Origin of the sequence: Sphingomonas sp. CFBP 8765 (assembly GCF_014841445.1) — a bacterium.
GTDB lineage: Bacteria > Pseudomonadota > Alphaproteobacteria > Sphingomonadales > Sphingomonadaceae > Sphingomonas > Sphingomonas aerolata.
This window is the reverse complement of record NZ_JACYTY010000001.1, coordinates 669,154-694,643: the sequence shown is the minus strand read 5'-3', so window position 1 is coordinate 694,643 and position 25,490 is coordinate 669,154. Positions and strand designations below refer to the sequence as shown.

Annotated in this window: 23 protein-coding genes; 14 read left to right on the top strand and 9 right to left on the bottom strand. The window is 66.1% G+C overall.

From position 1 onward, the window contains the following. The first annotated feature begins 64 nt into the window (after positions 1-64). From IFT87_RS03380 to IFT87_RS03370, 3 genes are read left to right on the top strand one after another with little or no spacing between them, the layout of a single operon-like run. Positions 65-1,363, top strand: coding sequence for an Hsp70 family protein (locus tag IFT87_RS03380; protein ID WP_192007512.1), 1,299 nt, complete (start codon positions 65-67; stop codon positions 1,361-1,363). Then, on the top strand, positions 1,360-2,022 hold the full coding sequence (locus tag IFT87_RS03375; protein WP_192007510.1) for a hypothetical protein: 663 nt from the start codon (positions 1,360-1,362) through the stop codon (positions 2,020-2,022). Before IFT87_RS03380 ends, IFT87_RS03375 begins: the two co-directional genes overlap by 4 nt. After that, on the top strand, positions 2,019-3,074 hold the full coding sequence (locus IFT87_RS03370) for an AbrB family transcriptional regulator (protein ID WP_192007508.1): 1,056 nt from the start codon (positions 2,019-2,021) through the stop codon (positions 3,072-3,074). The genes IFT87_RS03375 and IFT87_RS03370 overlap by 4 nt, the downstream gene beginning before the upstream one ends. Positions 3,075-3,241: 167 nt before the next feature. Here the strand turns inward: IFT87_RS03370 and IFT87_RS03365 are convergent, their stop codons facing one another. Both IFT87_RS03365 and IFT87_RS03360 read right to left on the bottom strand, forming a co-directional pair. Continuing rightward, the gene (locus IFT87_RS03365; protein WP_192007506.1) at positions 3,242-4,567 is read right to left on the bottom strand and encodes a sigma-54-dependent transcriptional regulator; all 1,326 of its coding nucleotides are present in this window, start codon (positions 4,565-4,567) and stop codon (positions 3,242-3,244) included. After that, the gene (locus tag IFT87_RS03360) at positions 4,564-6,324 is read right to left on the bottom strand and encodes a sensor histidine kinase (RefSeq protein ID WP_056679588.1); all 1,761 of its coding nucleotides are present in this window, start codon (positions 6,322-6,324) and stop codon (positions 4,564-4,566) included. Before IFT87_RS03360 ends, IFT87_RS03365 begins: the two co-directional genes overlap by 4 nt. Before the next feature lie 230 nt (positions 6,325-6,554). Between IFT87_RS03360 and IFT87_RS03355 the strand changes: the two genes are divergently transcribed. The 4 genes from IFT87_RS03355 (at position 6,555) to IFT87_RS03340 (ending at position 11,981) form a co-directional block, all read left to right on the top strand. Beyond that, positions 6,555-7,901: a dicarboxylate/amino acid:cation symporter gene (locus IFT87_RS03355; protein WP_260171256.1), complete on the top strand. Its 1,347-nt coding sequence runs from the start codon at positions 6,555-6,557 to the stop codon at positions 7,899-7,901. A 63-nt stretch (positions 7,902-7,964) separates the two neighbouring features. After that, on the top strand, positions 7,965-9,509 hold the full coding sequence (locus tag IFT87_RS03350; protein ID WP_037531872.1) for an alginate export family protein: 1,545 nt from the start codon (positions 7,965-7,967) through the stop codon (positions 9,507-9,509). 167 nt (positions 9,510-9,676) lie between these two features. Next, entirely contained in the window at positions 9,677-10,885 is a 1,209-nt protein-coding gene (locus IFT87_RS03345) for an acyl-CoA dehydrogenase family protein (protein WP_192007733.1), read from the top strand. 4 nt (positions 10,886-10,889) lie between these two features. Next, complete coding sequence (locus IFT87_RS03340; RefSeq protein ID WP_192007504.1) at positions 10,890-11,981, top strand: acyl-CoA dehydrogenase family protein; 1,092 nt, start codon at positions 10,890-10,892, stop codon at positions 11,979-11,981. A 76-nt stretch (positions 11,982-12,057) separates the two neighbouring features. Here IFT87_RS03340 and IFT87_RS03335 read toward each other — a convergent pair whose 3' ends face one another. Then, on the bottom strand, positions 12,058-12,375 hold the full coding sequence (locus tag IFT87_RS03335) for a hypothetical protein (protein ID WP_037532235.1): 318 nt from the start codon (positions 12,373-12,375) through the stop codon (positions 12,058-12,060). Between the two features lie 77 nt (positions 12,376-12,452). Next, entirely contained in the window at positions 12,453-13,571 is a 1,119-nt protein-coding gene (locus IFT87_RS03330; protein WP_037532237.1) for a fatty acid desaturase family protein, read from the bottom strand. Positions 13,572-13,815: 244 nt separating this feature from the next. Between IFT87_RS03330 and IFT87_RS03325 the strand changes: the two genes are divergently transcribed. Next, on the top strand, positions 13,816-14,076 hold the full coding sequence (locus tag IFT87_RS03325; RefSeq protein WP_037532231.1) for a hypothetical protein: 261 nt from the start codon (positions 13,816-13,818) through the stop codon (positions 14,074-14,076). Positions 14,077-14,173: 97 nt separating this feature from the next. Further along, the gene (locus IFT87_RS03320; RefSeq protein ID WP_192007502.1) at positions 14,174-14,701 is read left to right on the top strand and encodes a hypothetical protein; all 528 of its coding nucleotides are present in this window, start codon (positions 14,174-14,176) and stop codon (positions 14,699-14,701) included. Between the two features lie 9 nt (positions 14,702-14,710). Here the strand turns inward: IFT87_RS03320 and IFT87_RS03315 are convergent, their stop codons facing one another. Then, the gene (locus IFT87_RS03315; protein WP_243845694.1) at positions 14,711-14,986 is read right to left on the bottom strand and encodes a hypothetical protein; all 276 of its coding nucleotides are present in this window, start codon (positions 14,984-14,986) and stop codon (positions 14,711-14,713) included. Between the two features lie 154 nt (positions 14,987-15,140). On the opposite strand from IFT87_RS03315, the gene IFT87_RS03310 reads away from it, so the two are divergent. Continuing rightward, complete coding sequence (locus tag IFT87_RS03310; RefSeq protein WP_037531022.1) at positions 15,141-15,980, top strand: hydroxypyruvate isomerase family protein; 840 nt, start codon at positions 15,141-15,143, stop codon at positions 15,978-15,980. A gap of 57 nt (positions 15,981-16,037) precedes the next feature. Here IFT87_RS03310 and IFT87_RS20820 read toward each other — a convergent pair whose 3' ends face one another. Continuing rightward, positions 16,038-16,832: a retropepsin-like aspartic protease family protein gene (locus tag IFT87_RS20820; RefSeq protein WP_031393912.1), complete on the bottom strand. Its 795-nt coding sequence runs from the start codon at positions 16,830-16,832 to the stop codon at positions 16,038-16,040. Between the two features lie 148 nt (positions 16,833-16,980). Next, positions 16,981-17,985, bottom strand: a complete 1,005-nt coding sequence (locus IFT87_RS03300) for an SDR family oxidoreductase (protein WP_192007500.1) — start codon at positions 17,983-17,985, stop codon at positions 16,981-16,983. 162 nt (positions 17,986-18,147) lie between these two features. Between IFT87_RS03300 and IFT87_RS03295 the strand changes: the two genes are divergently transcribed. Together IFT87_RS03295 and IFT87_RS03290 are read left to right on the top strand one after the other, a co-directional pair. Next, positions 18,148-18,852 (top strand): dihydrofolate reductase family protein, encoded by a 705-nt coding sequence (locus tag IFT87_RS03295; RefSeq protein WP_037531020.1) that lies wholly within the window; start codon positions 18,148-18,150, stop codon positions 18,850-18,852. Between the two features lie 144 nt (positions 18,853-18,996). Further along, a complete protein-coding gene (locus IFT87_RS03290; protein ID WP_192007498.1) occupies positions 18,997-19,710 on the top strand; it encodes a replication protein A in 714 nt (237 codons plus the stop codon). Positions 19,711-20,147: 437 nt separating this feature from the next. Here IFT87_RS03290 and IFT87_RS03285 read toward each other — a convergent pair whose 3' ends face one another. Both IFT87_RS03285 and IFT87_RS03280 read right to left on the bottom strand, forming a co-directional pair. After that, positions 20,148-21,449 carry a hypothetical protein gene (locus IFT87_RS03285; RefSeq protein ID WP_192007496.1) on the bottom strand — a complete coding sequence of 434 codons (1,302 nt, stop codon included), beginning with the start codon at positions 21,447-21,449 and terminating at the stop codon, positions 20,148-20,150. Positions 21,450-21,497: 48 nt separating this feature from the next. After that, on the bottom strand, positions 21,498-22,370 hold the full coding sequence (locus IFT87_RS03280; RefSeq protein WP_192007494.1) for a hypothetical protein: 873 nt from the start codon (positions 22,368-22,370) through the stop codon (positions 21,498-21,500). Between the two features lie 1,314 nt (positions 22,371-23,684). On the opposite strand from IFT87_RS03280, the gene IFT87_RS03275 reads away from it, so the two are divergent. Next, a complete protein-coding gene (locus tag IFT87_RS03275) occupies positions 23,685-24,110 on the top strand; it encodes a LexA family protein (protein ID WP_192007492.1) in 426 nt (141 codons plus the stop codon). After that, entirely contained in the window at positions 24,107-25,378 is a 1,272-nt protein-coding gene (locus IFT87_RS03270) for a Y-family DNA polymerase (RefSeq protein WP_192007490.1), read from the top strand. The genes IFT87_RS03275 and IFT87_RS03270 overlap by 4 nt, the downstream gene beginning before the upstream one ends. Positions 25,379-25,490 lie beyond the last annotated feature (112 nt).

The following is a 25,490-nucleotide window of genomic DNA, read 5'->3' as shown; positions in this document are numbered from 1 at the left end:
TACCGGTTGCCATCCCGGGGCCCCGGTCGGCATAGGCAGGCGCCACCCGCTCCCGGAGACCTTCATGCAAACGCCAGCCGCGAGTCCCGCACTGGGGCTCGACTTCGGCACGACCAACAGCGTCGTGGCGCTCGGGACGCCCGGGGGCACGCCCGAACTCGTGACCTTCGCCGCCCCCGCCGAGACCAGCCCGGTATTCCGCTCCGCGCTCTGCTTCTGGCAGGACGACAGCGGCAAGGGACTTGCGGTCGATGCGGGGCCGTGGGCGATCGCGGAATATATGGAATATCCGCTCGACAGCCGGTTCATCCAGTCGTTCAAGTCGGTCGCGGCGATGAAGACGTTCGAGCAGGCCTCGGTCTTCGACAAGCGCTATCGCTTCGAGGAGATGGGCAAGCTGTTCCTCGACAAGCTGATCGCGCATGCGGGCGGCAAACTCGACACGCGGCCGCAGCGGATCGTCGTCGGGCGACCGGTCGAATATGCCGGCGCGCGGCCCGACGAGGCGCTCGCGCGGACGCGCTACGACGCGATGTTCAAGGGGTTCGGCGCGGAGATCCATTACGTCTATGAACCGCTTGGCGCTGCGTACAGCTATGCGACGCGGCTGACCGAGCCCGCGACGATCCTGGTCGCCGATTTCGGTGGCGGCACGAGCGACTTCTCGGTTGTGCGCGTCGCCGAGCCGGGCGCGGCACGACGCTGTACGCCGCTCGGCCATGCGGGCATCGGCATTGCGGGCGACCGGTTCGACTACCGCATCCTCGACCGGCTGGTGCTGCCGATGCTGGGCAAGGGCGGCGCGTACAAGTCGTTCGGCAAGGAGCTCGAGATCCCGCGCGCCTATTTCGCCGATTTCGCGGACTGGTCCAGGCTCGCGCTGATGCGCAACCGCAAGACGATGACCGAGCTCGAGCGGTTGCAGAAGACCGCGATCGACCCCGATGCGATCGGCCGGATGATCGCGGTGATCGAGAACGAGCTCGGCTATCCGCTGTATGACGCGGTCGGCACGCTGAAGCGGGCCTTGTCGCAGGGCGAGGACGCGCATTTCCACTTTGCGGGCGCGGGGCTGGAGATCGAGGCGGAGGTGACGCGCGCGCAGTTCGAGGGCTGGATCGCTGACGACGTCGCGCGGATCGAGGCGACGGTCGACAGCGCGCTGGCCGCGGCGAAGGTCGGCGGCGGCGATATCGATCGCGTGTTCCTGACCGGCGGATCGTCGCTGATCCCGCGGGTGCGGCAGATCTTCGTCGAGCGGTTCGGCGAGGCGGCGATCATGAGCGGCGGCGAGCTGACCTCGATCGCGCACGGCCTCGCGCTGATTGGCGAGCAGGACGACATCGCGGCGTGGTCTGCGTGATCCCTCGGGTTCTTCTCGGGACGGCGCAGGTGCCGGGGGGCGGCGAGTTGCGGCTGCTCCAGCGCGGCGCGGAATTCTCGATCATGCTCGGCGCGAACGAGCTGATGAACAGCCGGCTGAGCGGGTCCGAAGAGGCGCTGGCCGAGCAGGCGTGCGAACGGATCGGCGCGCGGTCGGGCGTGCGGATGCTGATCGGCGGGCTCGGCATGGGCTTCACGTTGCGGGCGGCGCTCGCGCGGCTCGGGCCCGATGCCGAGGTGGCGGTCGCCGAGATCGTGCCCGCGGTGGTCGAATGGGCGCGCGGGCCGATGGCGGCGCTGCACGGCGACAGCCTGACCGACCCGCGCACGCGGATCTTCGAGGGCGATGTCGCCGCGGCGATCGCAGACGGGGAGTGGGATGCGATCCTGCTCGACGTCGACAATGGTCCCGACGGGATTTCGCGGCCGGGGAACGACCGGCTCTACGGCGCTTCGGGGCTGGCGCGGGCGCGTGCCGCGCTGCGGCCCGGCGGGGTGCTCGCGGTCTGGTCGTCGGCGCCGAGCAAGCCGTTCGCCCGCCGGCTCGACGAGGCGGGGTTCGTGGTCGACGAGGTCGTCGCGCGCGCGACGCGCAAGGGCGGCGCGCGTCACGTGATCTGGTTCGCGACCAAGGCATGATCTGGCGCTGGGCTCTGCTGGTCGCGCTGTCGGCGCTGGTGGCGGGGGCGCTGGAATGGATCGGACTGCCAGCCGGACTGCTGCTCGGGCCGATGATCGCGGCGGTCGTGCTCGCGGTGCGCGGCGGCTCGCTGGGGGTGCCGATCCTCGCCTTTCGCGGCGCACAGGCGGCGGTGGGGACGCTGATCGCGGGGTCGATCACCACCGGGATCGTCGCGACCGTCGCGCAGCACTGGCCGGTGTTCCTCGCGGTCAATGTCGCGACGCTCGCGGCCAGCAGCGTGCTCGGCTATCTGCTCAGCCGCTGGCAGGTGCTGCCGGGCACCGTCGCGGTATGGGGTTCGACGCCGGGCGCCGCGAGCGCGATGGTGCTGATGGCGCAGGCGTATGGCGCGGATTCGCGGCTGGTCGCGGTGATGACCTATACGCGCGTCGTGTGCGTCGCAGTCGTCGCCTCGGTGCTGGCGGCGGTGATGGTCGGCGGGGGCAGCGGGCATCATCCGGCCGCGGCGTGGTTCGCGGGCGTCGATCCGGTCGCGGTGCTGCGGACGGTGGCGATTGCCGGTGTCGGCGCGATTCTTGGCGTCAAGCTGCGGCTGCCCGCGGGCGCGCTGCTCGGACCGCTCGTGCTGGGCGGGGTGCTCAACGTCACCGGGATCGCGCAGCCGGTGCTGCCGCAATGGCTGCTCGCGATCAGCTATGCGGTGGTCGGGTGGAAGATCGGGCTGTCGTTCACGCGCGATACGCTCCGGGTCGCCGGCAAGGCGATGCCGCGGATCCTGCTGTCGGTCGGGCTGCTGATCGCGTTCTGTGGCGGCATCGCGGCGGCGCTGACGCGCTGGGCGGGGATCGACCCGGTCACCGCCTATCTCGCGTCGAGCCCCGGCGGGATGGATTCGGTCGCGATCATCGCCGCGTCGAGCCCGGTCGACGTGCCGTTCGTGATGGCGCTGCAGGTGATGCGGTTCCTGGGCGTGCTGCTGATCGGACCGCCGCTCGCGCGGTTCGTGGCGACGCGGCAGGGCGGGGTGGTCCCGGTCATTCCGACCTAGGGATGAATCGACCCGCCTAACCCCAATCCGTTCGTGCTGAGCGAAGTCGAAGCATCTGCGCGCGCGGCCTGCCCTTCGACTTCGCTCAGGGCGAACGGGGATGGGGGCGTTACCGGTAGCCTCGACCCGTCACTTCGACTTCGCTCAGGGCGAACGGAATGGGGGCGTTACCCCTTGGTCGGGCGATAGGCCTCGACGTCGATCTCGTGGCGTTTCAGCTTGTCGTAGAAGGTCTTGCGCGGGATGCCGAGCGCGGCGAGCGCGGAGCGGACGTCGCCGCTGACCTGGTGCAAGGTCGCGCGGATCATCGCTTCCTCGAACTTGTCGACGCGCGCGGGCAGCGGCAGGTCACCATCCTCGTCCGCCGGCGCATCCGCCTCGACGCGCAGCACCAGCCGTTTCGCCAGATTGTCGAGCTCGCGGACATTGCCCGGCCAGTCATGCTGGCCGAGATAGGCGAGCGTCGCGGTGTCGATCGTCGGCACCTCGCGCCCGAACCGCTCGGCGGCCTGGTGCAGCAGATGCCCGAACAGCAGCGGCACGTCGTCGCGGCGTTCGCGCAACGGCGGGATGCGCAGCCGCACCGCGTCGAGCCGGAACAGCAGTTCGGCGCGGAACCGGCCATCCTCGACCGCCTGGTCGAGCCCGGGCTTGGCCGCCGCGATCACCCGCAGGTCGAGCGCACGGGGCAGGTCGCCGCCGACCGGCATGACCTCGCGCTCCTCGAGCACGCGGAGCAACTTGGCCTGGACCGCGGGCAAGGTGCTCTCGATCTCGTCGAGGAACAGCGTCCCGCGGTTCGACGCCTCGATCCGGCCGGTGCGGGGCAGGCGCGAATCGCCGTCATGGCCGAACAGCTCGATCTCCGCGACCGCCTCGGGCAGCGCGGCGCAGTTGACCGCGACGAACGGCCGCGACCGGCGGTTGCTCCAGCGGTGGAGCAGCACCGCGACGAGCTCCTTGCCGGTCCCGGTCTCGCCCTCGACCAGCACGTCGATATCGGCCTGCGCGATCTGGCGCATCGTCTCGCGCAGCCGGACCATCACCGGGGTCTCGCCGATCAGCGGTTCGGCGCCGATCGTCTCCTCGGCGGCGGCGCGCAGCCGGCGATTGTCGAGGACGAGGCGGCGCATCTCGAGCGCACGCCTTGCGCCCGCGATCAGATGGTCGGTCGCAAACGGCTTGGGGATGAAGTCGAACGCGCCGTTCTTGAGGGCTGCGACCGCCATCGCGACGTCGCCGTGCCCGGTCATCAGCAGCACGGGGATCTCGTGGTCGATCGCGGCGATGCGGCGGAACAGCTCCAGCCCGTCCATCTTGGGCATGCGGATGTCGGACACCACCGCGCCGTCGAACCCCGCATCGATCCGCGCGAGCGCGACGGTCGGGTCGCGCTCGGCGATCACCGCGATCCCGGCGAGTTCGAACGACTGTTCGAGCGCACCGCGCAGCACGTCGTCGTCGTCGACGAGCAGGACGCTCTGCTCGCTCATGCTTTTACCAGGATCATGCGGAAGACGGCGCCTCGTGGAGCAGGGACGAGGTCGAGCGTGCCGCCGAACTCGGTCATGATGTCGCGCGCGATGCCGAGCCCGAGGCCGAGGCCGTCGGTCTTGCTGGTCGCGAACGGGGTGAACAGGTCGTCGGCGATGCCGGGATCGATGCCGGGGCCGTTGTCGGCGACGGTCAGCACGACGTCGCGGCCCTTACGCCCGACGGTGACGTCGACGCGCGCATCGGGCCGCTCGGCGACCGCGTCGAGCGCATTCTGGAGCAGGTTGACGAGCACCTGTTCGAGGCGGACGCGGCCGGCGATGACGGTCAGCCGCGCCTCGGGCCCGCTCGGCAAATCGAGCGTCACGCCCTTCGCGCGGAAGCGGTCGCCGATCAGCAGGCGGACGCCGTCGATCGCCGCGTCGAGCGCGACCGGGCCGATCGAGCCCGCGCCGCGCCTGGCATAGCGGCGTAGCCCCGCCGTGATCGTGCCGATCCGGCTGGTCAGCTCGACGATCGCCTGCAGGTTGGTCGCGGCGCGCGCGGGTTCGTCGCGCGCGAGGAACGCGGCGGCATTGTCGGCAAAGGTGCGGATCGCGGCGACCGGCTGGTTGATCTCGTGCGCGACGCTGGCGGTAATCGTCCCGATCGAGCCGACGCGATTGGCATGGGCGAGCTCCTCGCGCGCCTGGCGGAAGCGCTGGTCGGCGGCCTCGCGCTGTTCGACCTCGATCTGCAGCCGGTCGGCGGTGGCGCTGAGCTCGGCGGTGCGGCGTGCGACCTCGGCCTCGAGTTCGGCGCGTGCGCCGGCGTTGCGCTTGCGGCGCTGATGCAACCACCATGCGCCGAGCATCGCCGCGATCGTCGCCAGCGCGGCAATCGTCGTCGCCGAGCGCGTCCGCACCGCCGCACTGCGCAGCGCGGCGTCGAGCGGCTCCATATGAACCAGATGCCAGCCCGCGATCGGCACGGGCAGCGACACCGTCACCGCGGGCGTCCCGTCGCCTAGCCGCGACCGGTCGTCCGCCAGCGTCAGTGGTGCGCGGAGCAGCGGCAGCGTGCCGAACTGCCGCGTCTGCGCGAGTGTCCGACGCCGCGCAGGGGACAACGCGCGCGTCGTGTGGAATTCGAGTCGCGGATCGCTGGAGATCAGGATCACGCCGTCCGCATCGACGACGAAGGTCGCCATGTGATCCTGGATCCAAGCCTGCGCGATGCGGTCGAACTCGACCTTGACCACGACGACGCCGAGCGGCCGTCCCGCGCGGTCGATCCGCCGCGAGAGGTAGAGGCCGGGGCGTCCGCTGACACTGCCCAGCGCGAAGAACTCGGTCGCGCCCGAGGCCATCGCTTTGGTGAAATAATCGCGGTAGCGATAATCATGCCCGAGAAAGCTGTCGGGGCGGTCCGCGTTCGACGCGGCGATCGTCATCCCCTGTGTATCGAGCGCATAGATGACAGGTGCACCGGTGCGCGCCGCGAGCAGCGCGAGCTTGGCGTTGAGCGCCGGATCGACCGTGCCCGACGCGAGGGCCGCGCGGACATCGGTATATTCGCCGAGCATGACCGGGAGCAGGCGATAGGTCTGCAGTTCCGCCTCGAGCAGCCGCAGGTTGCTGCGCGTCTGTTGCATCGCCCGTAGCCGGACCGCAGCGGTCGCATCCGCCACCGTCCGCCGGCCATAGACGGAGGCGACCACCGAGACGATCACACCGAGCGCGGCGAACGCCATCAGCACCGCCAACGCGGTCGTCACCAGCGAGGATCGAGTCCGTCTCATCTGTGCGGATTATCACACACATTCGCATGACGCCATCGACAAAAATGTGCATTATCCGCACATTCGAAACATCGGTACGGAGCAAACTCACGCGAATCCAAGGGTTTGACGCACTTGACGTGATCACTTGTAGTCCGGGGTCCGGCCCGGCATTACCGCCCTCACTAACGTCCCGCGTGAGTGGACGAGACTTTCAGGAGGCGATGTTGACCCTACCATCCCAGACATATGCGGTCGCGGAAACGCCGGCACGCAAAGGCTGGACCAGCCAGCTCTATATCCAGGTGCTGATCGCGATCGCGCTGGGTGCAGCGCTCGGGCATTTCTATCCGACGTACGGCGCGGCGCTGAAGCCGCTCGGCGACGCGTTCATCAAGCTGGTGAAGATGATCATCGCCCCGGTGATCTTCCTGACGCTCGTCACGGGTATCGCCGGGATGAAGGAACTGGGCGCGGTCGGTCGCGTCGCGGGCAAGGCGTTCGCCTATTTCCTGTTCTTCTCGACGCTCGCACTGATCGTCGGCCTGATCGTCGCCAATGTCGTCCAGCCGGGCGCGGGGATGAACATCGACGCCGCCTCGCTCGATACCAAGGGCATCGCCGACTATACGGTCAAGGCGCATGAGACGACGATCACCGGGTTCCTGATGAGCATCATCCCGGACACGATGGTCAGCGCGTTCACCGACGGCAACATCCTGCAGATCCTGCTGATCGCGATCCTGTTCGGCATTTCGCTCAGCCTGGTCGGCGAGCCTGCCAAGCCCGTCCTCAACTTCCTCGAGCGTCTCAGCCTGATCGTCTTCAAGCTGGTCGGCATCCTGATGCGCGCCGCCCCGCTCGGTGCGTTCGGCGCGATCGCGTTCACGATCGGCAAATACGGGATCGGCAGCCTCGCCAATCTCGGCGCGCTGGTCGCGACCTTCTACCTGACCGCGGCGCTGTTCGTCGTCGTCATCCTCGGCACCGTCGCGCGTCTGACGGGCTTCTCGATCTTCAAGCTGATCAAGTATCTGAAGGCCGAACTGCTGCTGGTGCTCGGCACCTCGTCGTCGGAGGCCGCGCTTCCGAACCTGATCCAGAAGATGGAGGCTGCGGGCTGCGAGAAGTCGGTCGTCGGGCTGGTCGTGCCGACCGGCTATTCGTTCAACCTCGACGGTACCAACATCTACATGACGCTGGCCGCGCTGTTCATCGCACAGGCGACGAACACCGACCTGACGCTGGGCCAGGAACTGCTGCTGCTCGTCGTCGCGATGATCTCGTCCAAGGGCGCCGCTGGCGTCACCGGTGCGGGCTTCATCACGCTGGCGGCCACGCTGTCGATCGTGCCGACCGTGCCGATCGCGGGCATGGCGCTGATCCTCGGCGTCGACCGCTTCATGAGCGAGTGCCGCAGCCTGACCAACTTCATCGGCAACGCGGTCGCGACGATCGTCGTCGCCCGCTGGGAAGGTGCACTCGACCGCGACAAGCTGAACGCGGCGCTGTCGGGCCAGCTGCCCGAACTCGCGCCGGCGCCGATCACGACCGCCGCCGCTCCTGCCGCATGATCCCGACGGGGCCGGCGTTGGCCGGCCCCGCGACCAGTACCGGATAGCTTTTTTATGACCTCGATGATGATGCGCCGCGTGCGCCATGCGGCCGGCTTTGCCGTCGCGACCCTTCCCGCAATGGCGCTCGCCCAGGCCGCGCCGCAACAGGCTGCTCCCGAGAGTGCACCGCCCAAGGCGCGCGAACGGCTTGGTCCCGTGTCCAAGGACGCGGCCGGCACCAGCGCGGCCTCGCCGATCGCCGAGAGCTATCCCAATGCCGCGGTCGGCGACGGCGTCACCGCGGGCGGCTACAACCAGTCACGCTGGGCGGAGGACTGGTCGAAACTGCGCGACCCCGCCAAGCGCAAGGACATCATCGACCAGCTGAAATTCATCTCGATCGCGGGCGACGGCGACGTCTACCTGACGCTGTCGGGCGAGGCGCGGCTGCGCGTCAACCACACCACCAACCCCAATCTGCGCGACAGCGAGGCGCAGCGGCAGGACATCCTTCGCCTGTTCGGCGGCGCGGACCTGCATGTCGGCGAGCATCTGCGCTTCTACGGTGAAGTCGCGCACGGCACGCTCGAGGGTGAAAATCTCGGCAACGTGCTGCCGAACCTGCGCAACAAGCTCGCGGTGCAGCAGGCGTTCGTCGACCTGACGGGCACCGTCGCCGATGTCGATGTCGGGGTCCGCTATGGTCGCCAGACCTTTGCCGACGGCCCGAACCTGATGGTCGTGCCGCGCGACAACAACACGCTGTACTTCGGGTTCAACGGCTTTCGCGCCTGGGCGCGGACCGCGGGCGTGCGCGCCGACGTGTTCGACTTCAAGCCGACCGCCTATGGCACGCAGGGCACGCGCGACGACGATGCGGAAAGCGCACGGCGCTTCTCGGGCATCTCGACCGGCGTCGTCCTCCCCGACACGCTGCTCGGCGGGTCGAAGCTGTATCTCGACCCGTTCCTCTGGCGGCTGCGCAACCGCAATGCGGTCTGGGGCACCGACAATGCGCGCGAGGTCCGCAATTTCTACGGCCTGCATTTCTGGGGCGATGCCGGACCGGTCAATCTCGACTGGACCGTCAATTATCAGGGCGGCAGCTATGACAACCGCTCGATCAAGGCGTGGCTGATCCTGCTCGCGCAGACCTACAAGCTCGGCAAGGGGCGCAACGCGCCGCGCGTCGGCTTCCATGCGGATTATGCCAGCGGTGGTGGTGCCTATGGCAACGGCACGCTGCGCACCGCGCTCGCGCCGTTCGGCAACAACATCTATTACAGCTATCAGCTGTTCGCGACGCCGACCAACCTGATCGCGGTCGCGCCGAACGTCAGCTTCACCGTGCTCGACAAGCTGCGTCTGACTGCGGAATATCAGCTGTCGTGGCGCGATTCGCAGAACGACGCCGTGTACCGCGCCAATGGCAGCGCCTTTGCCGGCACGCAGAATGTGTCGGGCAGCAAGATCGCCGACACGATCCGCTTCCAGGCGGTCTATCCGATCTCGTCGCGGCTGTCCTTCACCGGCCGTTACGAGCATCTGATCGCGGGGTCGTCACTGACCCGCGCCGGGTACAAGAACTCGGACTTCCTCGCCGGCTGGCTCAGCTACCGCTTTTGATGACCTAGATCCTCCCCCTGGCGGGGGAGGATCGTGACGGCACGCGATACCGTCAGGATTAACCTGCGTCGCACCCACCCGTATTTTCCGTCCTTCCGACCATACCGGTCCTTCAATTTTGCGATCGACTGTGGCACATGGACTCCATCATCAGGAGTCACATGGTCATGGATCTGAGCTTCACACCCGACGAAGAGGCCTTCCGCGAGGAGGTGCGCGACTTCTTCCACGAAAAACTCCCCGCGCGTCTCTCGACGCTGGTCCGCGAGGGCCGCCGGCTGCGCAAGGCCGACATGGAGGAATGGCACGCGATCCTCAACGACCGCGGCTGGCTTGCCAATCACTGGCCGCGCGAATGGGGTGGGCCGGGCTGGAGCGTCATCCAGCGCTTCATCTTCGACAATGAGTCCGCACTCGCGCACGCGCCGCGCGTCGTGCCGTTCGGCGTCAACATGCTGGGGCCGGTGCTGATCAAATACGGCTCGGAAGAGCAGAAGCGCCACTGGCTGCCGCGCATCCTCGACGGCTCCGACTGGTGGTGCCAGGGCTATTCGGAGCCCGGCGCCGGCTCCGATCTCGCCGGGCTCAAGACCACCGCGGTGCGCGAGACGCGGAATGGCCGCGAGGTCTATGTCGTCAACGGGCAGAAGACCTGGACGACGCTCGGCCAGCATGCCGACATGATCTTCTGCCTCGTGCGCACCGATGCGACCGCCAAGAAGCAGGAGGGGATCAGTTTCCTGCTGATCGACATGAAGACCCCCGGCATCGAGGTCCGCCCGATCACGCTGATCGACGGCGAGCAGGAGGTGAACGAGGTGTTCTTCACCGATGTCGAGGTGCCGGTCGAGAATCTCGTCGGTACCGAGAATGACGGCTGGACCTATGCCAAATATCTGCTGACCTATGAGCGGACCAACATTGCCGGCGTCGGCTTCTCGATCGCGTCGTTCGAGCAGCTGAAGACGGTTGCGCGGACGCAGACGAAGAATGGCCGGCCGCTCGCCGACGATCCGCTGTTCGCGGCGCGGATGGCGCGCGTCGAGATCGACCTCGCCAACATGCAGACCACCAATTTGCGCGTCGTCGCGGCGGTGGCGGGCGGCGGTGCGCCGGGCGCGGAAAGCTCGATGCTCAAGATCAAGGGGACCGAGATCCGCCAGGAGATCACCGCCCTGACGCGACGTGCCTATGGCGCCTATGCCGCACCCTATATCCCCGAGGCGCTCGAGGCGGGGTGGAATGGCGAGCCGGTCGGGCCCGACGATGCCGCGACCGCATCGCCGAGCTATTTCAACAACCGCAAGCTGTCGATCTTCGGCGGATCCAACGAGATCCAGAAGAACATCATCTCCAAAGCCATATTGGGTCTCTGAGCACATGAACTTCGAGCATAGCGATGACCGCCGGATGCTGGCCGACACGCTCGTCCGCGCACTCCGCGACGGCTATCCGATCGAGACGCGCAACGCTGGTGCCTATGGCGAGGCGGGGTATGACCCCGCCGTCTGGCAGCAGCTGACCGAGCTCGGCATTGTCTCCGCGCTGTTCGACGAGGCCGCGGGCGGGTTCGGCGGCAGCGGGTTCGACATCATGGTGGTGTTCGAGGCGCTCGGCCGCGCGCTGGTGGTCGAGCCGTTCCTCGGCGCGCTGATGGCCGGCCGCGCGCTCGCCGCGGCGGGCGGGCACGACGCGGTGCTGGCGAAGGTCGTCGCGGGCGAGACGATCGCCGCCTTCGCGCACGAGGATGCACAAGCGCCCGTGACCGCGACGCGCGATGGCGACGGCTGGACGCTCAGCGGCACCAAGGCGGTCGTGCACCAGGCAGGCGCCGCGTCGGTCTTCGTCGTCAGCGTCGAACAGCCGGGCGATCCGCTCGTCCTGCTCGTCCCCGCCGACGCCGCCGGGGTGTCGGTCCGCCGCTACAGCGTCGTCGAGGGTGGCGGCGCGGGCGAGGTGACGTTTGACGGCGTCGCGCTCGGCCCTGACGCCCGGATCGGCACGGACGGGCAGGGGCGTGCGGTGGTCGACGCGGCGATCGAGGCGGGGCTGCTCGCGCTGTCCGCCGAGGCGCTCGGCGCGATGGCGTTCGTCAAGGACGCGACGCTCGGCTATCTGCGCGACCGCAAGCAGTTCGGCGTGCCGATCGGCAAGTTCCAGGCGCTGCAGCATCGCATGGCGACCGTGCTGCTCGAGATCGAACAGGCGCAGTCCGCGGTGATCAACGCGGCAGCGGCGTTCGACGGCGACGATGCGACCGCGCGCGCCCGCGCGCTGGCGGCGGCGAAATACACGATCGGCCGGACGGGCGCGCTGGTCGCGGAGGAATCGATCCAGCTCCACGGCGGGATCGGCATGACCTGGGAATATGCGGTGTCGCATTATGCCAAGCGACTGGTGATGATCGACCACCAGCTCGGCGACGAGGACCATCACCTCCAGCGCTATATCGACCTCGCCAAGGCCGCCTGAGGCGCGTCGAGCGGTCTCACCCGCTCCGTCACCCTGACGAAAGTCAGGATGACGGAAGGGTGGATGCGCGCGCGACCTACCGCCCGCGCTTGCCGATGATGGGCCGCAGGCGGACACCGAGGCAGATCACCGTCGGCCAGAACATCGTGTTCGCAACATCGACCAGCGTGTCGTCCCAGCGCCACGACCCGTAGTTCAGCCGGTCCATGATCTCGTTGAACGCCTCGCCCGCCGCGACCACCGTCCAGGGGATAAAGGTGCCGAACGAGCGCCGCGTGATGAGCCGTGCGATCATCAGCAGCGCCATGCCCGCATGGATATGCAGGATGGTGTCGGGCAGCCCGGTGCCGTCGCCGACCCAGTCGATCCACTGATGATAGAGTTTGGGTAACACGTAGAGCCTCCGCCGCGGGCAGGGTGCTGCCCGGGCGGGGGCTTACCGTGATGATCGGCGCAGCGATACCGGCGTGATCAGCCGCGCACCGCCTTGCGGCAGGCCTTGACCAGATTGACGATCAGCCCCGACAGCGTCGAATAATTGGCATGGTGATAGGACGACCCGTCACCAAGCTCGCCTGTCAGGCGGCGATGCGCCTCAGGCAGCGCATGATAGGGCAGCCCCGGCAGCAGATGGTGCAGCGCGTGATAGCGCAGGCCCACCGGCGCCCAGATCTCGGCGAGCAGGCCCGGCGGCGGCACGTTGACGCTGTCGAGATACTGGTCGGTGATGCTCATCGCATCGCCCTCATTCTCCCACAGATGCGCGACCAGCGTGCGGACCTGGTTGAGCACCGCGATCGCCGAGACGATGGCGAGGAAGGTGAGCGAGGCGGCAAGCGGGAATACGCCGGTCGCGGTCAGCACGACGAAGCTGATCGCCCAGATGCTCGCCGCGGTCTCCCAGATCCGCCAGCTGCGCAGCGCGGCGCCCTCGGGCGGCTTGCGGCGGAACTGCGGGTTGATCGCGAGCGCGGAATAGCGCGTGACGACGATCTCGCGCAGCTTGGGCGATAGTAGCGACAAGGGCGCGAGCACGCCGTAGCGCAGGATCAGCCCGATCGGCAGCAGCGCCGACACCAGCACGAAGATCGCGAGCGTCGCCGCCGGCCCGCGGGCAAGCGGCATATATTCCGGATCGCGGTTCGTGCCGTAGCGCGTCTTGGCGTGATGCAGCGTATGGACGCCCTCGTACATCAGCGACGGCATCATCACCGGCACACCGAACAGGATGTTCCACCCCGCCGTGAAGCCGCGCACGGCGTTCGGCTTCATGTGAGACAGTTCGTGAATGAAGCTGAGCGCGCGGTACAGCGCGAGCACCGCGACGACCGCGCCGAGCAGCTTGGCCCAGACCGGCGTCGCGACGATCGCCACCGCCATGCCCGCATAGCCAAGGCCCGCCGACGCGATCAGATCGGTCCAGTAGACGATCGGGCGCGCCGCATGCAGGTCGCGCGTCAGCGACGCCGCGGCCTTGATCATCGCGATATCCTCGCGACCCGCCTGCGCCGCCTTCGGGCGCGCAAGCGCGGCCGAGGCCCGCGACAGGGTCGCAGCAAGGGGGTCGGGCGTGACGAATGCGGTTGCCATGATCATACCATTTTCGGGTGACGTATCGTCGTCGATACAGAAGAATTCAGGCTGAAAAATGGTGATGGGGCGACCGGAATCAACCACCCGGCCGCGCCGCGACCCATTGCACGTCGACGCCACGACAGACGCGCGGGGCCGTGAAGACCCGCCTGCATCGTTAATCTGAATTAGGAACGCTTTGCTGGCGCAATCGTTAGGGCGGTGGTTCCCAACCGGGCTCATTTTTAAGAAAGCGAATTTTATGAAGACATTGATCCTTGGCGCAGCCGCGCTTGCCATGACTGCCCTCCCCGTCGCGGCGAGCGCAGCACCGGCAACCGGCAACGCTGCAAAGTCGCTGTCGGTCGCGTCGTCGGTTCGCACCGGCACCGCCACCAAGCGCTCGAGCAAGATCGCAGCGGACAGCATCGCACCGCTCGTCATCGGCGTCGGCATGCTCGCGGGCGTCACCTACCTTGTCATCGACAAGGAAAATGACGACGACAACTCGGACAGCAACTGAGTAGTGCGCGGGGGCGGCGGTCGCGCCGCCCCCGCAACCTCTGTCGCCCGGTATCGGGCGATAGACGTTTCAAGCCTGCGACGTGTAGGGCTGGGACATGACCCGTATCGTCCGATGCTGCGCCCTGATCGTCCCGTCGCTCGCACTGCCCCTGGCATTGTCGGCCTGCGATCCGCCACGCTGGGCACGCGGTGGCGCTGATACCGACAGCCGCGACCCGATGGCGCGGCGTGATGCCGATTTCAGGCGCACCGAGACGCAACGCGTCGCGCAGGATATTGCCCGGACCGAAGAGTCCGTCCGCCTCGCGATTGCCGAAAAGCGTATCGAGGCGCTCGAAAAATCGCTCGCGGAGATGCAGACCACGCCCGAGACGGTCGAGATCGACCTGCTTAAGGGCCGTCTCGCGGCGGTCGAGGCCAAGGCCTATGCGCTGCAGGATGCCCCGCCATCCGCACCGCCCGCGGCCGCCCCGACGCCCACCCAGCGCCGCGCGGCAAGCACCGACGCCACGACCACCCGTCGCGACCCGTCACGCCCGCCCTTGCGGCTGCCCCAGCTCGAATCCGCCCCGCGCCGCGCCACCGAGGCCGAGAAGGCCGCGTTCAACGCCAACCGTCGCTGATCCGATTCCCTATAATCCGGCCTGATCGATCATCGATGCGATCTCGGCCGGCAACGCGGTTTCCGCCTTGGGCAACAGGCGGTTGAGCGCGGTCTGCACGCGTTTGGTGGCGACCTGATACGCCTTGTGCCGGATCGCGCGCGTCGCGTTCGTCCGCCAAGAGGAACTCTCACCGAGCAGCGCCTCCCATTTGGCCTCCTCGGCAGCGAGAATCGAGAGTGCGAGACGAAGCCCGTCCCGCCGTCCGCGTGCATAATCGTCGGACATCGCCGGCATCTCCATCATGCGCCCCCGGTCCCTGACAAGCGAGGTTCGCTTTGTCCCCCGACCACCACGAAATCTCCCCGTGATCAAGGGCTTGGTCGCATGCCGACCGCAGCGCGTGGCGTCGGGGTGCAATACAGCTTGCCGGCAGGGCCGTCTGGCCTAGTGTGCGGGCATGATTACTCGGCGCACTGTCATCGCTTCTTCTCTCGCCTTGTGCGCGACCTCGGCGATCGCCGCGGCGCCCGCGCGGCGTGGCCGGCTGAAGCAGTCCGTCAGCCGCTGGTGCTATCAGGACATGCCGCTCGACGCCCTGTGCGCCGCCGCGGCGCGCATCGGGCTGGATGGCATCGACCTGCTCCAGCCCGCCGAATATGCGGTGCCGCGCCGGCACGGACTGCGCTGCACCATGGGCTATGCCGCCGACATCATGACCATCCCCAATGGTCTGAACCGGCGGGAAAACCACGCGGCGATCGAACGGGCGTTCCGCATCGGTATCCCGCAGGCCGCAAAGGCAGGCGTCCCCAATGTGATCGCCTTTTCGGGCAATCGCCGTGGCCTGTCCGACGCGGAGGGCGCCGACAATACCGTTGCGGGGCTGAACCGTCTCAAGCGGATCGCCGAGGATCATGATGTGACGATCTGCGTCGAGCTGCTCAACAGCAAGGTCGACCATCCCGATTACATGGCCGACCACACCGCCTGGGGCGTGCGGGTCGCCAAGGAGGTCGCGTCGCCCCGCGTGAAGCTGCTCTACGACATCTACCATATGCAGATCATGGAAGGCGACCTGATCGACACGATCCGCAAGAACATCGAGTGGATCGGCCATTTCCATACCGGCGGGGTTCCCGGGCGGCATAATCTCGACGGCACGCAGGAGGTCGACTGGCGGGCAGTGGCGCGCAGCGTCGCGGATCTCAAATTCCAGGGCTATTTCGCGCATGAATTCGTGCCGGTCGGCGATCCCCTGACGGCGCTTGCCCAGGCGGTCCGGACCTGCACGGTGTGACCGAAAGCCGGACGGTCGACGCTTCGTAAGTGCCGGGGCCAGCGCTTGGCCCGGGACTCAGCGCATCGCGAGCTGCGTCGTCAGCGCGCGCGGCGTGATCGTCATCACCCCGTCCTCGATCGTGACACGTCCCAGCCGCGCGATCTCGGGCTGGCCGAGCAGCGTATAGGGCATGCCGCGCTGGCCGATGCGCATCGCCATCCGGCCCAGACTCTGCCCGCCGATCTCGACCGAGGCGACACGCGCGACGCCGAGCCGGGTATAGCCGCCGATGCCGATCGCGGTTTCCTCGCGCTGCACGGCACGGTCGGCCCCTGTCGCGCGCGCATCGTCCGCCGACAGGATGGTGTAGGCCGCGCCGGTGTCGACGATCGCACGGATGCGGACGCCGTTGACCATCATCGCCGCGACGAAATGCCCGCCCCAGGGATCGCGATTGATCCGCAGGACATGCGGCTGCCCGAAGGTCACGGGCTCGTCGAGGTCGGCGGGGTCGATCTCGATGCGGGGTGCAGGCGGCGGCGCATAGCTCACCGCGGCGACCATCGTCCGCTGCGGCTCGATGCAGGTGACGACGGTGCGCGACAATATGTGCCCCTCGTCGTCCTCGTCGGTCGTCTCGGTCGTGGTGATCACCGCCATGCCCGGCGTCGCCGTGCCGCCGCGCCAGGCCGTGTCGACGATGCGCGTCCGACCGTTGATGGTGGTGACGGTGCGCACGGTGTTCGCCGGGACGTCCTGGATCTGCCCGCCGATCGCGACGCGGACCTGCGCGGCGGCAGCGGTAGCGGTCAGCGCGGACGCCAGCGCGATCGCGAGTGCCCCTGCGCGGACGGTTGCTCTGATGCCCACGGCAGTCCTCTTTTCCTCGTCCACGGACATCCGTCCCGGAGGATCAACAGAACCCTAGCGGCAGTGTGTTTACAGTTGGTTAGCGCGGCAGGACGCGCTGCGGTCGATGTCGATGTCCATGGCGCTTGGCGGCGCGGGCGGTCCGGGATCAGGGGAAGCCCGCACCGCCATGCGCGCCGACCGCGGTCCCGGTCGAGTAGCTCGCCTCGCCGGATGCCAGCGCGACGAACAATATCGCGAGTTCCGACGGCTGCCCCGCGCGGCCGAGCGGCGTGTCCTGGCCGAATTCGTGCATCTTGCCCGGCAGCTGCCCGCCGGCGACCTGAAGCGGTGTCCAGATCGGGCCGGGCGACACGGCGTTGACGCGGATGCCCTTCTTGGCGAGTTGCTTGGCCATGCCGCGCGTCAGGTTCTGGATCGCCGCCTTGGTCGACGCATAATCGATCAAGTCGTCATTCGGATCATAGGCGTTCTGCGAGATCGTGTTGATGATCACCGAACCCGGCGGCATCGCGGGGATCGCGGCCTTCGAAAAGCGGAAGACGTGGAACACGTTGGTCTCGTAGGTGCGGACGAACTGTTCGTCGCTGATCTCCATGATGTCCGCCTTGGACTGCTGATAGGCGGCATTGTTGACCAGGATATCGAGACCGCCGAGCTGCGCGATCGCTTTCCTGACCGTATCCTCGCAGGCCTTCTGGGTGCGGATGTCGGCGGGCAGCAGCACCGCCTTGCGCCCCGCCTGCCGGATCAGGTCGGCGACCTCGCGCGCGTCCGGCTCCTCGCTGGGATAATAGTTGATCGCGACGTCCGCGCCCTCGCGCGCAAAGGCGATCGCGGCGGCGCGCCCGATGCCGCTGTCGCCGCCGGTGAGCAGCGCCTTGCGACCGATCAGCTTGCCGCTGCCGCGATAGCTCTGCTCGCCATGATCGGGGCGGGGGGTCATCTTGCTGGCGAGCGCGGGCCAGGTCTGGCGCTGCTCGGGGAAGGGGGTGCGGGTGTACACGGTGCGCGGATCGCGCAGGCTGGGGGCGGGCCCGGTGGCGGAGGGCTCGGTCGATTGCACCCGCGCCATGCCCGGCGCAGCCGCGGCGGCAAGGCCGATGGCGGCACTGCCCAGGATGCTGCGGCGTGAGGTTTCACCGTTGCTCATGATCGGATCCTTGTCGGTGGTCGGGGTCGCCGGCGCGCTGGTCCCTGCTCGACGAACCGGCGCGCGGACCGTTCCATCGGCGCGGTCATCCGGTCCGACACCGCGGAAACCGCGGATGCCGAGCGGCGTTCATCCCCGATCTGCACCCGCGAGTATTCTGCCATGACCGACCGTCCCCGCATCATCTGCCTCATGACCGCGTCGGTCGATGGTGGCCTGCATCCCAGCCGCTACACCGACAGCCCGGATGGCACCGCCAAGGCGTGGACGCGCGCCTATGAGTCGCTGCACGAGCGCCTCGACGCCGATGGCTGGATCGTCGGACGCGTCACCATGGCGGAGATGGCGAAGGGAGAGCCGCGTGCGTCGACGACGGCGGACGCGCCCGCGCGACCGTCGCTGTTCCAGACGCGCGATGCCGCGTCCTTCGCGATCACGCTCGATCGCGCCGGCAAGATCCGCTTCGCCGGGCCCGACATCGGCGGCGACCCTGTGGTCGTGCTGCTCGGACGCGGGGTGAGCGACGCCCATCTCGCCGAGCTCGCCGTCAATGGCGTGTCCTACCTCGTGTCGGACAGCGACGAGATCGACCTCGCCGGTGCGCTCACAACGTTGCGTCGCGAACTCGGCATCGAAACACTGCTGCTCGAAGGCGGCGCCGGCATCAACGGCTCGTTCTTCGCCGCCGGTCTGGTCGACGAACTCAACCTCGTCATCGCCCCCGCACTCGACGGCGGCACCGATGCGGAGCGGATCGTCGCGGCGGGCGACGGTCTGAAGGGCAAGGTGACGCTATCGCTGCTCGGATGCGAACAATTGGCCGCGGGGGCGGTCAATTTGCGGTACCGGGTGGAGGCGGTCGGCTAAGCGCAGTCGGCGTACATAGCGGAACGGAATTGGTGCACCCGACTGGTCTCCGTTAATCGCGCCGGTTCAATATGTTGGCTTGGCTAACCACAAAGACGGCAAGCGCGGAAACCTGCGGTTTTCTGACGCACTGGCTAACCAGTCGTGAGCGCCCGTTCGCTGTTTCAGATTGCCGGCGGCAAAGTGAAAAAGGGCCATCGCACGGGCCAGCCGGTCCGCCGCAGCAGCTATCGCGCGGGTGAGCGCGAGCAGCGCTATTGGCGCCCCTTCAACAAGGCCGAACGCAACGCACGGATGCGCGCGGCCGAGGTCTACGACCGCAAGCACAAGATCGCCGGCAAGCGTAACGGGCCGCTCGGCGCGATCGGCGTCGACGTGCTGCGCGAGCTGATGCGCATGATCGACTTCAAGACCGGCCGGCTCGAGCCCGCCATCGCGACGCTCGCGGACCGGCTGCGGCGGTCGCGCGGCGCGATCGTCAGCGCGCTCGCACGTCTGAAGGATCACGGCTTCCTCAACTGGATCCGGCGGTTCGAACCGATCGAGGATCCCGACGCCTTCGGCCCCCAGGTGAAGCAGGTGACGAACGCCTATTGGTTCGAGCTGCCCAAAGAGGCGGCCGACATGGTTCGCCGGATGATCGGGAAGGGGCCTCTGCCCGACGACGAGGTCACGCGCAGGAAGGCCGAGGAAGAGCAGACGGCAGCGATGCTCGCGACCGTCTCCGCCGAGGACCTGGCCGCGTTCCGGGCCGGCAACGAGACGCCGCTGGCCAAGGCCCTCGCTTCGCTGGGGCGGCGTGTAGACCTCTGTAACGCGAATTCACCGGGTGGTCAGAACCCATCCCTACAAGGTTAAATATAAGAGGAACGCCGTTGGCGTGCGCAGGTTTGTGGTTTCACCAAGCCCCCGAGGCCCGAACCCAACGGGTTCAGCATCCAGCGACTGCGGGTGAGCGTGCCGGCTTGCACCGTCCCGTGCATCCTGGGGAGGATGCGTGACTTCGAGGTCTGACACCCGTTAGCGATACATACTCATGGCAAGGCAATATTATGGTCTGGACGTCATCCGTTCGTCCCCGTTTAGAGGACAACGGCCCACCTGCATTCTGGCTAAGACGACGTTGGCGGATGTTTGTTTACGCGTTGTCGGCTCCGAGGAGTTTGCGGCAGTATTTCTTATGGAGCAATAATGTCGAAAAAATAGCAATTTCAGCTGCAAACGGAGGGCGTTAATCTACAAGACCTCATGGCTCCGCATATTGCGCTTTGCGAATGAGTCGGATGAAATCCGTGCTAATTTAGCCCTAGCTTGGATAACGCCCGATCAGCCGCGGTGCGTAAAGTCACATCCTTAGTGTTCGCTTCAATCTGTTTAAGCCTGCTACGTACGGTCGAGGCCTGCGCGGTCGTAAGCTTAGGTAAAATAGCGGATCTATCTACTGCGACTGCTACTCCTAGCTGCTGGCGGTAGCTCCGAGATTTTGTGGCGTCGACGATTGCCGCGAAGCGATCGGCCGTGAACTCTTCAAATTGCAATGCGAGCTCGCGTCGCGCTCCTCGCCTTGCCGTCGCATTTTCCGAATCGAGATCGACAAGAATGCGCTCGAGGGCATCGGGGGTCACAGCCCGCCCCGTTAGCGCCGCCGCGGGTCTTCCCGCTACAGTCGTTGTGGTGGTGAACTGGTCATCCGATGGCGGCTTTGCGCCAGCGGGATAGAGACGAGCGACCAGAGCCTGGTCCTTGGCCGAGACGATATTCTTCTCAATGACGTAGCAGCGACTTGCTTTACCCGTGCGAAAGATGGCGGCGGGCTGCGCGTACATCATAATTGAGTCCGGGTCGGGATCGCCAGCTTTGGCATCTGGATCAGCAGCGGCGATCGGGCCCAGGTTGCGGTCCACGGTCTCTCGGTCCCAGCTATTTGGATTGCGCCCATAATAATCGTAAACGTTGCCGGGTCCGGTCCAGATGATTTCAGCTTGGCAACCGAGGACCGGGTTTTGGTGTTCGTGCAGCAGTCCGAGCGCATGTCCAAACTCATGCAGAATCGTCCCCCTGTCGCGAGCATCAGCAAGTTGGACCACATTCGCGGGGGTGTAGAAAATACCTGCTCGCGTTCCCTGATTAGGGTTGTAAATGTTGCTGAAGCTTTCGAAGTTCATCGAGGGTTGATAAACAGTAGCCTCATCTTGGGCGTCAAGGCCGATCAGCGACCAGTAGCCTTCGCCGGAAAAACCGATTCTGATGCTGCTTAGGCCGGAGGTTGGCTGACGACAGTCTCGCCACTTCCCCGGCGTGCCGAAGTCGAACCGGATATTGGCATACTTTGACCATTCGGAGGCAACCGTCGAAATTAATGTCTTTACGACGGCGTTACCCCCGAAGAAGCAGACTTGCAGGGTGTCGCCGCCGTTCCAAAGGCGATCTGCCGCGTGGAGCTGCTGCAGGGTTCCCGTCGGTTTGCGGGCTGACTTCAGCCAACCGAGATGTTCGGGCAGTGACTCGACGATCAGCGGCGGATCGCCGTCGGAGACCTGCGACTGAACGGGCGCTGCCGCGCTTACAATTATCAGCAGCGTGACCAATTTCTTCATGTTCGGTCCCTCCCAAATGGCGGCTTGGTTATTATGCGCGATCTAGGATCAGGATCTGTCGAGTTGAGCTTCCAAGATCGCTACTAGATCTGCCTTCGTTTTTTCCTCATCGAGGCGGCGCTTGGTCGCCGTAAGCCTGCTGTCGAAGACGTTTGGCGCCACGGCATTTACTGCGTCGACGACAGTGGCGGTGTTCTGCGCGTCCCCACCCTTGTCATATTGCAAACTAATTGGTTCGCCGAGAGGGTCAAACTCGGCTGCAACGGTACGTTTGCCGAAAATGCTGCCGCTCCCAGTCGGCACCATTTGCAGCCGTGAGAGCTGAGGGAGTGTGGTCGACGTTCCAGTCGTAGCTTCTCGGCCCCACCCTTCAGGGCAGCGCATGACCTTACAGTCTTCAGCGACGGGGGTCAGGGAAGCCGCAGCAGGCACAGGTCGCAAATACACCAGATCTCGACCGCCGCGAACGGTCGCTTCGCTTCTATCCAGCGGTGAACACGGTGCGGGTTCGGCATCCGCCGCGCAGCCGAGCAAGCGGTCCATGCGCGCGTCGACAGAGACGTTGATCGTATAACCTCTGCGTCCCACGATAGGCCTTCCCGCTGCCACGCCCTCACGGTCGAGCATCACGTTTAGGCTGGGCCGGACTGCCTCATCTTCCAAACCTGGACGAGCAAACACCAATCGGGTTTCAACGACGAGCCATTGTTCAAAGGAGGGGGCAGGGACGAACGCCACGAGATCGTCCACCGTGCCATCATCTCTTCGTTTCGGATCAAGCGCACGGCTCGTCGACGTGGTTATCGTTAGAGAGTCCTGCAGCGCGGCAGCTTGTACTGTTCGTCGGTCTAGTAGAGCGATGAGTGCCGGATCACCGGCCGAAGCAAGTCGTGCCTCCAAATCATTCATCTCCGTTTGCACCTGCTCGAGTTCGGCAATGGTTGCGGCGATCCGGTCGGAACACCGAAGAAGATGAGCTCGCACAGTGGGTTTCGGAAGAGATCGAGAACGGCGCGCGGCCGCGTGAAGAGGTCGACGCGCGCCTGCAGTGGCCACAAAAACCGCAGGGACTGCCAAAGGCGCTGCCGATAGCGTGTAAGCCGTAGCCGCAGCCTTTAAGAGTGAGATCATTAGAGTGCCGGCTTGTCCCGTCGCACTCGAGTTGAACGTCCTGATTATCCCCCCGTCGAGCCCGACCTTCGTGGATCTATCTACTAGGAAGCCGGAGCCCGCATCAATTACGACCATGCGCCCGCGCGACGCTTTCGCCGCGATCGCGGGCGTGTAGGCGATAGCGAGGGTAGGATCCTTGTCGCTGGGGCAGCGTAGGATCCGATGAGCAATAGAGCCTGAGATTCTAGTTTTCGGCAGGAAATAGCTCAGCTGCGGGCGAGGGGCAGTCGAATGACCTGTTGCAGCGAGCACGGCAGCCAGCAAAAGCATGGCGATCCCTTTCATCACGGACTCTTACACACGCGTGCGCTACATAACTGACAGCAACCATATCGCTCCCCATTTCGGCCTGTCAATGCATTTGCCGAATGTTTCTAAAGACTAGCTATAAAAATGCTGGCCGTCTCACATGTTGATTCTCATGGGTTCCGCTACTCAATGCGAAGAGGCCCAGACAGAATTCAAAACTTGTAAAACATTGTGGCATTAGAACTGTCGTAAGACCCATAACGCAGATAGAGATCACAAGGTTCTTACAACTATGAGGTTGAATGGTGCGGCCGTACAACCGTCATGTAAAAATCGCGGTTTTGCTGACCCAACAAACCAAATAGACATTGAGTAAAGCGTCTGGGTATGGGCCGAAACGAAGTGGTACTTTGGCTAGCTCCCGCAGGCTATAGTATGGCGTTGGAAACGGCGGCCAAGTGCATCAATATGCATCAGCGGATGATCCTCAAAAGGGCCAAGGAACCCGCATTTTTCATCGGGCTGGCATCAAAAACTTGGTTTGCATCAAAAGAGACCCAAAAAGCCCGCGGGCGAGGCGGGGGTTCTTGCGCTGCTTTTGGGGGTCGCGGGCTTCTGGCCGCTTGGTCCGGTCCGGACCGCTTGGTGGGCTTCGACGGATAGTCGGCCCTATGCCGTGACTGCGCGACCAAGCGACTGACGCGCTCTGATCACGCGCGTCAGCGTCAAATGCCCGCACCTCACTGAAATCATGTGTTCCCTTTCTGTTCTGACTCACGCTAGATGGCGGTCCAAAGAGTCGCGGGAACAATCATGCACCACCTCCACCTCCACGATGTCCCGTTCGACCTGATACCGTTCGAAGTGCCGTTCTTCCTGTCGCGAACGCCAGCTGGCTTTCCGTCGCCGGCACAGGACGACATGGAGGAGCCGATCGACCTCGGCGCCTGGCTCGTCCAGCACCCCGCCGCCAGCTACATCATGCGCGTCGACGGCCATTCCATGCTGGGCGCCGGCATCAACGACGGCGACCTGATCGTCGTCGACCGATCCAAGACGCCGCGCGCCGGCGCGATCGTCGTCGCCATGGTCCATGGCGACCGCACGCTGAAGCGCCTGCGGCACATGGATGGCCGGCACTGGCTCGTCCCCGAGGCTGAGGGTTACCCGCACACGCTCGTTGATGAGAATGTCGAGATCTGGGGCGTCGTCGTCGGCGTCGCGCGCCAAGTCCGGTGAGCGGGCCGATCGCGCTCATCGACTGCAACAACTACTATGTCTCGTGCGAGCGCGCGTTTGACAGCAGCCTCATCGGGGTGCCCGTCATCGTGCTGTCGAACAATGACGGGTGCGCCGTCGCCCGCTCGGCAGAGGCCAAGGCGCTTGGCATCAAGATGGGCGAGCCCGTCCACCTGCTGCGCGACAAAATCCGCACGCACGGGATTCGCGTGCTGTCGTCGAATTACACCCTGTACGGCGACATGCAGCGCCGGGTGGTCGCGGCGTGCGATGCCTTCGCACGGGACTTCGAGATCTACTCGATCGACGAGACGTTCCTCGACCTGACCGGCTTCGAAGACCGCGACCTGGTCGCACACGTCAACGCGATGCGCGCCCAGGTCCGCCAGTGGACCACGATCCCCACCTGCGTCGGCATCGGCGACACCAAGACGCTGGCGAAGCTCGGCAACGCTGCGGCCAAGAAGAACCCGATGTTCGACGGCGTCGCCGATCTGCGCGACGATGCGGTTCGCAAATGGGTGATGGACCGGTTTCCGGTCGAGGACGTCTGGGGTGTTGGCGGCGCGACGGCCCGAAAGCTGCTGGCGCTCGGCATCGGCAATGCCGGCGCGCTGCGCGACATGCCGATGAAGCAGGCGCGCGCGGTCGGCACGGTCGTGCTCGAGCGCCTGGTCGGTGAGCTGCGCGGCGTCCCGTCCGATGCGGTCGAGACCATCGCCCCGCAACGCAAGGGCATGGCGGTCACGCGCTCATTCGGCACGCCAGTGAGCGACTTCCACACGCTGTTCGGCGCGCTCACGCAATATGCGATGCGGGCGGGCGAGAAGCTTCGGTCGCATGGGCTCGTCGCAGGCCGGCTGACCGCGTTCTTCCATACCAACAGGCACAAGCCCGACCGGCCGCAATATGCCGGCTCGCGCACGGTGGCGCTGCACCCGATGACCAGCGATAGCCTGGAGCTCATAGCCGCGGCGAAGCGCGGTGCGTCGGCCGCCTGGCGCGATGGCTATGCGTATACCAAGGCCGGCATCATGCTCGACGATCTGATCGCGGCAGATATGCGCCCCCGAACATTGTTCGAGGGCGACACGGACAAGCGCGACCGGTTGATGGGCGCGCTGGACGAGATCAATACCCGCTTTGGAAAGTTCGCCGCCACGACCGCTTCGCAAGGCTTTAAGCGGCAGTGGAAGATGCGATCCGAAATGAAATCACCCGCTTGGACAACCGACATCCGTGAGGTGCCGAAAGTTCGTGCAGGATAGGCTGGCGAGCGCACGCGAACGTCCGGGATTGGTGGACAACGGACAGGCAGCTTCGAGCGTGAGAAGGCGGTAGCTGCCGTCCGGCGAACGATGTTCCGGGACATTGTAGGTT

What these genes read in the sequence shown, in the direction of transcription:
- IFT87_RS03380 (WP_192007512.1), top strand. Translation starts at nt 65, where the DNA reads ATGCAAACGCCAGCCGCGAGTCCCGCACTGGGGCTCGACTTCGGCACG.
- IFT87_RS03370 (WP_192007508.1), top strand. Translation starts at nt 2,019, where the DNA reads ATGATCTGGCGCTGGGCTCTGCTGGTCGCGCTGTCGGCGCTGGTGGCG.
- IFT87_RS03365 (WP_192007506.1), bottom strand. Translation starts at nt 4,567, where the DNA reads ATGAGCGAGCAGAGCGTCCTGCTCGTCGACGACGACGACGTGCTGCGC.
- IFT87_RS03350 (WP_037531872.1), top strand. Translation starts at nt 7,965, where the DNA reads ATGATGATGCGCCGCGTGCGCCATGCGGCCGGCTTTGCCGTCGCGACC.
- IFT87_RS03345 (WP_192007733.1), top strand. Translation starts at nt 9,677, where the DNA reads ATGGATCTGAGCTTCACACCCGACGAAGAGGCCTTCCGCGAGGAGGTG.
- IFT87_RS03340 (WP_192007504.1), top strand. Translation starts at nt 10,890, where the DNA reads ATGAACTTCGAGCATAGCGATGACCGCCGGATGCTGGCCGACACGCTC.
- IFT87_RS03330 (WP_037532237.1), bottom strand. Translation starts at nt 13,571, where the DNA reads ATGGCAACCGCATTCGTCACGCCCGACCCCCTTGCTGCGACCCTGTCG.
- IFT87_RS03325 (WP_037532231.1), top strand. Translation starts at nt 13,816, where the DNA reads ATGAAGACATTGATCCTTGGCGCAGCCGCGCTTGCCATGACTGCCCTC.
- IFT87_RS03320 (WP_192007502.1), top strand. Translation starts at nt 14,174, where the DNA reads ATGACCCGTATCGTCCGATGCTGCGCCCTGATCGTCCCGTCGCTCGCA.
- IFT87_RS03315 (WP_243845694.1), bottom strand. Translation starts at nt 14,986, where the DNA reads ATGATGGAGATGCCGGCGATGTCCGACGATTATGCACGCGGACGGCGG.
- IFT87_RS03310 (WP_037531022.1), top strand. Translation starts at nt 15,141, where the DNA reads ATGATTACTCGGCGCACTGTCATCGCTTCTTCTCTCGCCTTGTGCGCG.
- IFT87_RS03300 (WP_192007500.1), bottom strand. Translation starts at nt 17,985, where the DNA reads ATGAGCAACGGTGAAACCTCACGCCGCAGCATCCTGGGCAGTGCCGCC.
- IFT87_RS03295 (WP_037531020.1), top strand. Translation starts at nt 18,148, where the DNA reads ATGACCGACCGTCCCCGCATCATCTGCCTCATGACCGCGTCGGTCGAT.
- IFT87_RS03285 (WP_192007496.1), bottom strand. Translation starts at nt 21,449, where the DNA reads ATGAAGAAATTGGTCACGCTGCTGATAATTGTAAGCGCGGCAGCGCCC.
- IFT87_RS03275 (WP_192007492.1), top strand. Translation starts at nt 23,685, where the DNA reads ATGCACCACCTCCACCTCCACGATGTCCCGTTCGACCTGATACCGTTC.